Source organism: Streptococcus pseudopneumoniae, from assembly GCF_001072375.1.
Classification (GTDB): Bacteria; Bacillota; Bacilli; order Lactobacillales; family Streptococcaceae; genus Streptococcus; species Streptococcus pseudopneumoniae_L.
Genome location: NZ_JVKV01000046.1, coordinates 1 through 9,166, shown reverse-complemented (window position 1 = coordinate 9,166; position 9,166 = coordinate 1). Strand labels below are relative to the sequence as shown.

General features: G+C 40.2%; 8 protein-coding genes. 1 reads left to right on the top strand and 7 read right to left on the bottom strand.

The features are described 5' to 3' along the window. Positions 1–256: 256 nt before the first annotated feature. From carB to ADH31_RS03715, 7 genes are all read right to left on the bottom strand, one after another. Entirely contained in the window at positions 257–3,433 is a 3,177-nt protein-coding gene (carB, locus tag ADH31_RS03745) for a carbamoyl-phosphate synthase large subunit (protein WP_049509069.1), read from the bottom strand. Positions 3,434–3,896: 463 nt separating this feature from the next. After that, complete coding sequence (locus ADH31_RS03740; protein ID WP_049509068.1) at positions 3,897–4,463, bottom strand: hypothetical protein; 567 nt, start codon at positions 4,461–4,463, stop codon at positions 3,897–3,899. Next, a complete protein-coding gene (locus ADH31_RS03735) occupies positions 4,463–5,554 on the bottom strand; it encodes a carbamoyl phosphate synthase small subunit (RefSeq protein WP_049509067.1) in 1,092 nt (363 codons plus the stop codon). Before ADH31_RS03735 ends, ADH31_RS03740 begins: the two co-directional genes overlap by 1 nt. 49 nt (positions 5,555–5,603) lie before the next feature. Beyond that, positions 5,604–6,527 carry an aspartate carbamoyltransferase catalytic subunit gene (locus tag ADH31_RS03730; protein WP_049509066.1) on the bottom strand — a complete coding sequence of 308 codons (924 nt, stop codon included), beginning with the start codon at positions 6,525–6,527 and terminating at the stop codon, positions 5,604–5,606. Positions 6,528–6,544: 17 nt separating this feature from the next. Next, a complete protein-coding gene (pyrR, locus tag ADH31_RS03725) occupies positions 6,545–7,066 on the bottom strand; it encodes a bifunctional pyr operon transcriptional regulator/uracil phosphoribosyltransferase PyrR (protein WP_000850020.1) in 522 nt (173 codons plus the stop codon). A gap of 209 nt (positions 7,067–7,275) precedes the next feature. Next, entirely contained in the window at positions 7,276–7,905 is a 630-nt protein-coding gene (nth, locus tag ADH31_RS03720) for an endonuclease III (RefSeq protein WP_049509065.1), read from the bottom strand. Beyond that, positions 7,906–8,448: a YceD family protein gene (locus ADH31_RS03715; RefSeq protein WP_049509064.1), complete on the bottom strand. Its 543-nt coding sequence runs from the start codon at positions 8,446–8,448 to the stop codon at positions 7,906–7,908. A 167-nt stretch (positions 8,449–8,615) separates the two neighbouring features. Between ADH31_RS03715 and ADH31_RS03710 the strand changes: the two genes are divergently transcribed. Next, positions 8,616–8,945 (top strand): hypothetical protein, encoded by a 330-nt coding sequence (locus tag ADH31_RS03710; RefSeq protein ID WP_049509063.1) that lies wholly within the window; start codon positions 8,616–8,618, stop codon positions 8,943–8,945. Positions 8,946–9,166 lie beyond the last annotated feature (221 nt).

Below are 9,166 nucleotides of genomic sequence, written 5' to 3'. Positions count from 1 at the left end.
TCTTAAGGCACCTTAATATTTTTCTTAAGGCACCTTAATTATAAAAAATATGATAAAAACTTAAGAAAATTCAACAAAATTTTAGGGAAAGTCAGAATAAGTCTACTCACTTAACGGTAATGATAAATCTATTGATAAACTTTGACATTTAATGGTGAACTGTAACTATTATTTCTAACTCGATTTCTCTATAAAAGAGGAAAAACCAGCGTCTTTTGACGCTGGATAAAAGCTACTTAGATCATTTATCAAGAAACTAAATGGCTTCTGTAACGAAGCTACGGCTTTCAAGTACCTTAAGCATAGCATCCGCTGTATCTAGGGCTGTAAAGAGTGGTACACCATGTTCGATAGCTGAACGGCGGATTTGTTCACCATCTTCATCAGCAGTTCGTTTAGTACCAACTGTGTTGATGATAGCTTGGATTTTCCCTTTACGAACATAGCTTGGGATATCATGTTCATCATCACCAATCTTACCAACGAGTTGAGCCTTCAAGCCATGACTTTCAAAGAAAGCTGCTGTTCCTTGAGTCGCAAGGATACCATAACCAATATTTTGGAAACGACGAGCCAAATCCAAAGCCTCTTCTTTAGCATCATCAGCAATGGTGAAAACTACATTTCCAAAGGTTGGCAAGTGTAAGTAAGAAGCTTCAAATGCTTTATAGAGAGCTTTTTCCAAAGTCGTATCAGAACCCATAACTTCACCTGTTGACTTCATCTCAGGACCGAGCAAGCTGTCTACCTTAGCTAGTTTGGTAAATGAGAAGACAGGTGCCTTGATATGAACACGGGTGCTTTCAGGGTAAAGTCCATCTTGGTAACCAAGTTCTTCAAGGTTTTGACCAAGAATAAGCTTGGTTGCTACTTGAGCCATAGGAATATTGGTCACCTTAGAAAGGAATGGAACCGTACGGCTGGCACGTGGATTCACCTCAATAACGTAAACTTTCTCATCCTTGATGACAAACTGAATGTTCATCATCCCAAGACAGTTAAGGCCGATTGCAAGACGTTTAGTATAGTCTGCGATTGTTTCTTGCACTTTTTGAGACAAGGTTTGTGGAGGGTAAACAGCCATGGAGTCACCTGAGTGGACGCCGGCACGTTCGATATGTTCCATGATACCTGGGATGAGGACATTTTGTCCATCTGAAATAGCATCTACTTCACACTCTTGACCGACGATATAAGAGTCTACAAGAACTGGATGATCTGGACTTGCCTTAACGGCTGTGCGCATGTAAGAACGGAGATCTTCTTCGTTTTCTACAATTTCCATAGCACGTCCACCCAAGACATAAGAAGGACGAACAAGGACTGGGAAACCAATCTTGCGGGCTGCAAGTACTGCTTCTTCTTCGTTTGTAGCAGTCTGTCCAGGTGGCTGTGGAATATCCAAGTCTTTGAGAGCTTGTTCGAAGAGGTCACGGTCTTCGGCACGATCTAGGTCAGTAACCTGCGTACCAAGGATAGTCACACCTGCTTTAGCCAATGGCTCAGCAAGGTTGATAGCTGTTTGACCACCAAACTGAACGATAACACCTTTTGGTTTCTCCAAATCGATGACATTCATGACATCTTCGAATGTTAATGGTTCAAAGTAAAGTTTATCCGATACAGAGAAGTCGGTTGAAACTGTCTCTGGGTTCGAGTTCATGATAATAGCTTCGTAGCCAGCAGCTTGAATTGCCTTAACAGAGTGAACAGTCGCATAGTCAAACTCAACTCCTTGACCGATACGGATTGGACCAGAACCTAGGACCAGTACGGATTCCTTTTCAGACTTGATCGATTCATTTTCCCAACCATAGGTTGAATAGAAGTAAGGAGTTTCTGATTCAAACTCTGCCGCACAAGTGTCAACCATCTTGTAAACTGGAACAATCTTGTTTTCCAAACGAAGCTGGCGAACTTGGTCAGCTGTCGTTTTCCATAGTTCAGCAATCTTACGGTCTGAAAATCCATTCAATTTTGCTGTTTTCAAAACTTCAAGATCTTGTGGATGTGAGCCCAATTCTTGCTCAATTTCAAAGATATGCAAGAGTTTATCCAGATAGAAGATATCGATTTTTGTAAGCTCAGCAATTTCCTCAGGTGTATAACCACGACGAATGGCTTCTGATACGTAGAAGAGACGGTCATCTTGAGCCTTAACAACCTTTTCAATCAAGGCATCATCTGAAACATCTGCAAGCTCAGGCATTTCATTGTGGTGAACCCCAATTTCAAGTGAGCGACAAGCTTTAAGAAGTGACTCCTCGATGTTACGACCAATGGCCATAACTTCTCCAGTCGCCTTCATCTGAGTACCAAGACGGCGTTCACCCTTTTCAAACTTGTCAAATGGGAAGCGCGGAATTTTGGCAACCACGTAGTCAAGGGCTGGTTCAAACATGGCATAAGTTGAACCTGTAACTGGGTTGATGACCTCATCTAAGGTCAAACCGACTGCAATCTTAGCAGCCAATTTAGCGATTGGGTAACCTGTCGCCTTAGAAGCAAGAGCTGACGAACGCGATACACGAGGATTTACTTCAATAACATAATACTTAAAGCTGTGGGGGTCAAGGGCTAGCTGAACATTACATCCACCTTCAATCTTGAGAGCGCGGATAATGCTCAAGCTTGCATCACGAAGCATTTGATTTTCATAATCTGACATAGTTTGCGCTGGGGCAAATACGATGGAATCCCCTGTATGAATCCCGACTGGGTCAAAGTTTTCCATGTTACATACAACAAGAGCATTGTCAGCTGAGTCACGCATCACTTCGTACTCGATTTCCTTGAAACCTGCAATAGAACGCTCAATCAAACATTGGGTAACAGGTGACAACTTCAAACCATTTTCAGCAATTTCACGCAATTCTTCCTCGTTGGCACACATACCACCGCCAGTACCACCAAGTGTGAAGGCTGGACGGACGATCACTGGGTAACCAATTGTTGCTGCGAAAGCTACGGCTTCTTCCACTGTATTAACAATTTCTGATTCAGGAATTGGTTGGTTCAGCTCTTCCATCAATTGTTTAAAAAGATCGCGGTCCTCCGCTTGGTCGATGGCAGACAATTTAGTCCCGAGAAGTTCTACTCCCAATTCATCAAGAATGCCATTTTTAGACAATTCCATGGCCATGTTCAGCCCTGTTTGCCCACCAAGAGTTGGAAGCAAGGCATCTGGACGTTCTTTACGGAGAATACGAGTCACAAACTCAAGTGTGATTGGCTCAATGTAAACCTTGTCTGCAATTTCCTTATCAGTCATGATAGTTGCAGGGTTTGAATTCACCAAGACAACCTCATAACCTTCCTCTTTCAAAGACAAGCAAGCCTGAGTCCCAGCATAGTCAAACTCAGCAGCCTGACCAATAATAATCGGACCAGAACCAATCACCATAATTTTTTGAATATCAGTACGTTTAGGCATTTATAAGATATTAAGGGCGTCAAGCGGACAAAGCTAAAATAGGAGTTATGACGAAGAACTGTCAGTTCTAGGAATAACTATCTTTTTAGCAACGTCCGTAGCCCGTATTCAGTTCAGCAAATACGGCTCACCCTTCTCCTTTCTATTCGGCAACTCTCAGGTTGCCATTAAATAAATTCTCCGACGATTTTTTAGCGAAACGATTTTTTTCGATAAAAAATCTAGTGCAGGGAGTTTTTAGTTCGCCTAATAGCGACTAAAAGAAACGACCTGCCTTTCTATTCAGCAACTCTCAGGTTGCTATTAAATAAGATACAAAGGACGAATAGAAAGCGATTGAATTTTAGGAAACCAAGGAAAGATTGACAATTCGAGATGGGTTCTCTAAATTCCGGGCTTTCCGTCCGTGTTCAGTTACATAAATTCTCCGACGATTTTTTATAAATAAACTTAGTTAGAAATTTTAACAGCTACATAATTTAAGGATAAACTTTTCAAAATCTTCGGGCGTTGTGGAATTAATGACTTTGTTACCTGTTCTTAAAGTAACGGCAAATAAATGAGAATCTGTCACTTTTTGATTTAAAAACTTCTCCGTCAAATCCCAATAATGAACAGAAGTCATGTTCTTTGGTACTACCTCACTGAATGTAACATAACCAAAAGCGATATCCTTGTTTAATCCTCTAACCTCATTAATAGCTTTTGCTATACTGTCAGTATTTTTTTCAGGATCATATAAACCATTAACTTTACATTCTATTATAGCTTTAACATCTTCATATTTATAAGCAAAATTATCAGGGTTAGCATCATCGTTTAAAATTAACAAATCATACTCGAATTTACTACCTATCACAAAAGCATTAATCTCAGAAACTTTTAAGGGTAGAGAATTTTTCTTCAAAACATTACTTACTTCATCTTTTAATAATTCATTAGCAACTTTTCCTTTATATTTTGAATATCCTTTAAATTGCTCAGATTTCCCTTCGAAAATATTTTGAAATTTGTCAAATAAATTACTCATTACTCGCTCCCTCTTTTCTGTTCTTTAAAAGCTTCCATCATCTCGATGAACTCGTCAAATAGATAACTTGCATCGTGCGGACCTGGTGCAGCATCTGGGTGGAATTGCACAGAGAAACCTGGTTGGTATCTGTGACGTACACCTTCAACTGACTTGTCATTGATTTCTTCATGAGTAATCATCAAATGGTCTGGAAAATCTTCACGACTCACTGCATATCCATGGTTTTGACTAGTAAAGTCCACGCGCCCTGTTGCAATTTCGCGTACAGCGTGGTTAAATCCACGGTGACCAAATTTCATCTTATAGGTCTTGGCACCATTTGCCATGGCAAAGAGCTGGTGCCCCATACAAATACCAAAGATTGGAATTTTTCCGAGAATACCACGAATCATATCGAGTGCTTCTGGTACATCTTCTGGATTTCCCGGTCCATTTGACAACATAACTCCGTCTGGATTCAAGTGAAGGATTTCCTCTGCTGTTGTAGTATAAGGAACGACCGTTACATTACAATCTCTCTTAGACAACTCTCTTAAGATTGAATGCTTGAGACCAAAGTCAACGAGCACCACGCTCAAACCTACTCCTGGAGCTGGGTAAGCAGTTTTTGTAGAAACCTGTTTGATATTATCTATTGGTAAAACAGTTGCTTGAAGCTGATCTGTGATGTGGTCGATACTATCTCCCACATGTGTCAGAGTCGCTCTCATAGTCCCATGTTTGCGAATGATTTTTGTCAAAGCACGTGTATCAATACCTGAAATACCAGGGATTTTCTTAGATTTCAAAAATTCATCCAGCGTCATCTGGTTGCGCCAGTTACTGGCTCTACGAGCTTCTTCAAATACCACTACACCTTTACAGGTTGGACTGATAGACTCGTAGTCATCACGGTTAATCCCATAATTTCCAACCAAGGGATAGGTAAAGGTTAGGATTTGCCCATTATAAGACTGATCCGTAATAGATTCTTGATAACCAGTCATCCCGGTATTAAAGACAATTTCACCAGTTACATCGATGTCAGCCCCAAAGGCTTTTCCTTCAAAAATTGTTCCATCTTCTAAAACTAGAAGTCGTTTAGTCATAAATTCACCTCTCGTGGATGCTCTCAGGCATCTTTTAACGTTTTGTGTCTTATTTTGCGTTTCTGTAAGTCAATACAGATTCTAAAATTGCCATTCTGACAAAGACACCATTGGTCATTTGTTGAACAATACGTGATTTTGGTGCTTCGACCAAGTGATCAGCAATTTCAACATCGCGATTTACAGGAGCTGGATGCATCAGAATAGCTTTATCTTTCAAGCGATCGTAACGTTCTTGAGTCAAACCATGCTGTGCATGATAACCCTCTTTTGAAAAGACTGTTCCACTTTCATGACGCTCATGCTGAACACGGAGAAACATCATCACATCAACTTGGTCAATGATTTCATCAATGCTTACAAACTGTCCATAGTCTGCAAACTCTTGACTTCTCCATTCCTCAGGTCCAGCAAAGTAGAGTTCTGCTCCTAAGCGTTTTAAGATTTGCATATTGGATTTAGCCACACGTGAATGGTCAAGATCACCAGCAATGGCTACCTTGAGTCCTTCGAAGTGTCCAAATTCTTCATAAATGGTCATCAAATCAAGCAAGCTCTGGCTAGGATGTTGACCCGAACCATCCCCACCATTGATAATCGAAGTCGTAATCGTCGGACTATCAATCAACTCTCTGTAGTAATCCACCTCTGGATGTCGGATGACACAGGCATCTACTCCCAAGGCTGACAAGGTCAAAATTGTATCGTAGAGTGTTTCACCCTTGTTGACTGAACTTGTTTTTACATCGAAGTCCAGTAGCTGAAGGCCCAGTTTAATCTCTGCTACTTCAAAAGATTTGTGGGTACGAGTCGAACTCTCAAAGAAGAGATTAGAGACGATGTGTTGGTCCTCATAAGACGCTTTTGCTCCATTTTTAAACTCAATTCCTCGTTTAATCAATTTCATAACCTGATCCACAGTGAGATCTTCCATGGATACCACATGTTTCAATGCTTGTTGATTTTCTGACATGGCTACTCCTTTAGCTATTAAGCTTCTTCAGTAATCAAAACTCTATCTTGACCATCAAGTTCTGTCATCTCAACGATGATTTCTTCAGAACGACTAGTTGGAATATTTTTCCCAACATAGTCTGGACGAATTGGCAATTCTCTATGCCCACGGTCAACCAGTACCGCAAGACTCACGCGCGCTGGGCGACCATGTCCGACAATGTTATCGATAGCAGCACGGATTGTACGACCTGTATAGAGTACATCATCCACCAAAATGACTTCGCGATCTGTCACATCGACAGAAATCAATGAAGTATCTTCACCGCTTTTGACATCATCGCGGAAAGGTTTGGTATCTAATTCTACAACGGGAACAGAGATATTTTCCAATTGTTCCAAACGCTCCTGGATACGGTGAGCAATAAAGACACCACGTGTTTTTATCCCAGCCAATACAATCTTGTTTAAATCTTTATTTCGCTCGATAATCTCGTAGGTGATCCGAGTAATCGCTCGTTTGACGGTTAATTCGTCTACAACTTCTTTTGTCTTCATGACAAACCTCCAAAAAGAAAAGTCTCCTTTTTCAAGGAGACTTGAGAATGTATAACTAAGCGAGCCATACTGCAAACAGTATAGACTTACCCTTCTACTTAATCGAGCTCCTTGCCTGCCTCACGGGACAGGTTTAAAGGAATATTTTATTGTCATTACTATATCACAAAGCCTAGTTCAAAGCAAGTAAAAACATTCAATGCTAAGCCTTATAATGAACTAAAATCGTATAACTGTGGATAGTGATCGCATTCTGGATTTTTCGGATGACAGATAGCACGACCAAAGTAAATCATAGCCTGATGGGCTGCCAACCATTCTTCTGGTGGCAAGACATCCATAACACGTTTTTCGACCTCAAGGGGTGTAGCTGATTTTTTTACAATATCGTGGTGTTTACAGATTCGCTCTACGTGAGTATCAACTGCAAAAGCCGGAATACCGAATCCCACGCTCAAAACTACGTTAGCTGTTTTACGACCAACTCCCGCTAAACTCTCTAATTCTTCCCTAGTCTGAGGGACTTGACCGTCAAAATCATCCAGTAGTTGCTGGGCACACTTCTTAAGGAACTTAGCCTTATTTCGATAAAGCCCAAGACGAGAAATATACGAGGCAATCTCACTCTCACTTGCATCTGCCATGGTTTGTGGGGTTGGAAAAGCTGCAAAAAGGCCAGGAGTAGCCTTGTTGACTGCCGCATCTGTCGTCTGAGCAGACAGCATAACAGCAACCAGAAGTTCAAAATGATTACGAAAATCTAGACTTGGTTTTGCATCTGGAAAAAGAGCAATGATTTCCTCAATGACATGTCGAGCACGTTTCTTGGATAAAACCATCTATTCGTCTCCGTCAAACAGTCCTTGTAAACCTGCAAAAGGACTATTTTCTTCTTTCTTGACTGCTTGTTGGGCTTGATACTCTTCCTCAGACATGATTTGCCAGTCATTTCCAGAAACAAATCCCTGACCTGCTTCTTCTTCAGCTGTTAAGACCTTGATTGGAATATTGAGCAAGATATTATCAGAAACACTTTCAGCCAGGTCGATTTCCCCATTTTCAATCGGTAAAACCAAGTCATCATCTAGAACTTCTTGATCCAGTTGATTGGTAGCACCTTCCATAAAGACTTCTGTCACTGGATAAGACTCTTTCAATTCTACCGGTTCCATGCTACGGCTAGAAGCTAGAACGATTGTATAAGATAACTGATAATCTAGGAAAAACATACGGTCTTCGTACTGAACTTTCCCTACAGCAACAATATCTTTTACATCTATAATTTCTTGATTACGTTTACGTAAGTCTGCCACCAAATCTAAAGTTTGCTCAAAGTGCAAGCCTTCCGGCAACTTACGAATTTCTTGAATATTTAATTTCATACTTCCTCCATAAAGATTTACTCACTTGATTATACCATGAAATCACTTAATTTAATCGCTGCAGACCTTGTTTTAAATATTATTAGTTTTTGATATATTTATTATGACAAATTTATTTTTTGTGCTATACTATAGACATCAATACATGAGCAAAGGAGGACGCTCATATGGAAGACAAAGAACTAATCTTAGAAGCTTATCAACTCATTTCCGAGTTAAATAAAGCTTACCAAACCTGCAAACAAGGATTGCCTGATGATCTACGCTTGCAACAAATTATTGACCAGCTTCTCAATCAACTTAAAAAGGCTGAGAAACTAGATAACTCTATCTTAATTGATCTTGAGAAATTTTACCAATGTACCAGTCTCTTGATTGGACTTGGCACACTTAAGCTGAATGAGCAAACTCGCACTGCTTGGCGAAACTATGATAAGTTTCACTACGATCAAGTCAAACACGTTTTGACACTCTATGGACCTGTTTTTGGTTTCTAGAAAGACTTGAATTTCACATTTCTTTTGACAAAGTGTTCCAAAAGGTATAAAATAAACATAATAATTTTCGGAGGTAAGGGAGACATGAACAACTAAGTCTATCAAATATAGAACCTTTATTTAGTAGATCTTGTTTTTGTCTCTTTTTGTGTGCTCTTTTATGCTCTTTCTTCTGGCATTTTATACTCAATGAAAATCAAAGAGCAAACTAGGAAGCTAGC

Coding starts and splice junctions, on each gene's coding strand:
- carB (WP_049509069.1), bottom strand. CDS start 3,433: ATGCCTAAACGTACTGATATTCAAAAAATTATGGTGATTGGTTCTGGT.
- ADH31_RS03740 (WP_049509068.1), bottom strand. CDS start 4,463: ATGAGTAATTTATTTGACAAATTTCAAAATATTTTCGAAGGGAAATCT.
- ADH31_RS03735 (WP_049509067.1), bottom strand. CDS start 5,554: ATGACTAAACGACTTCTAGTTTTAGAAGATGGAACAATTTTTGAAGGA.
- ADH31_RS03730 (WP_049509066.1), bottom strand. CDS start 6,527: ATGTCAGAAAATCAACAAGCATTGAAACATGTGGTATCCATGGAAGAT.
- pyrR (WP_000850020.1), bottom strand. CDS start 7,066: ATGAAGACAAAAGAAGTTGTAGACGAATTAACCGTCAAACGAGCGATT.
- nth (WP_049509065.1), bottom strand. CDS start 7,905: ATGGTTTTATCCAAGAAACGTGCTCGACATGTCATTGAGGAAATCATT.
- ADH31_RS03715 (WP_049509064.1), bottom strand. CDS start 8,448: ATGAAATTAAATATTCAAGAAATTCGTAAGTTGCCGGAAGGCTTGCAC.
- ADH31_RS03710 (WP_049509063.1), top strand. CDS start 8,616: ATGGAAGACAAAGAACTAATCTTAGAAGCTTATCAACTCATTTCCGAG.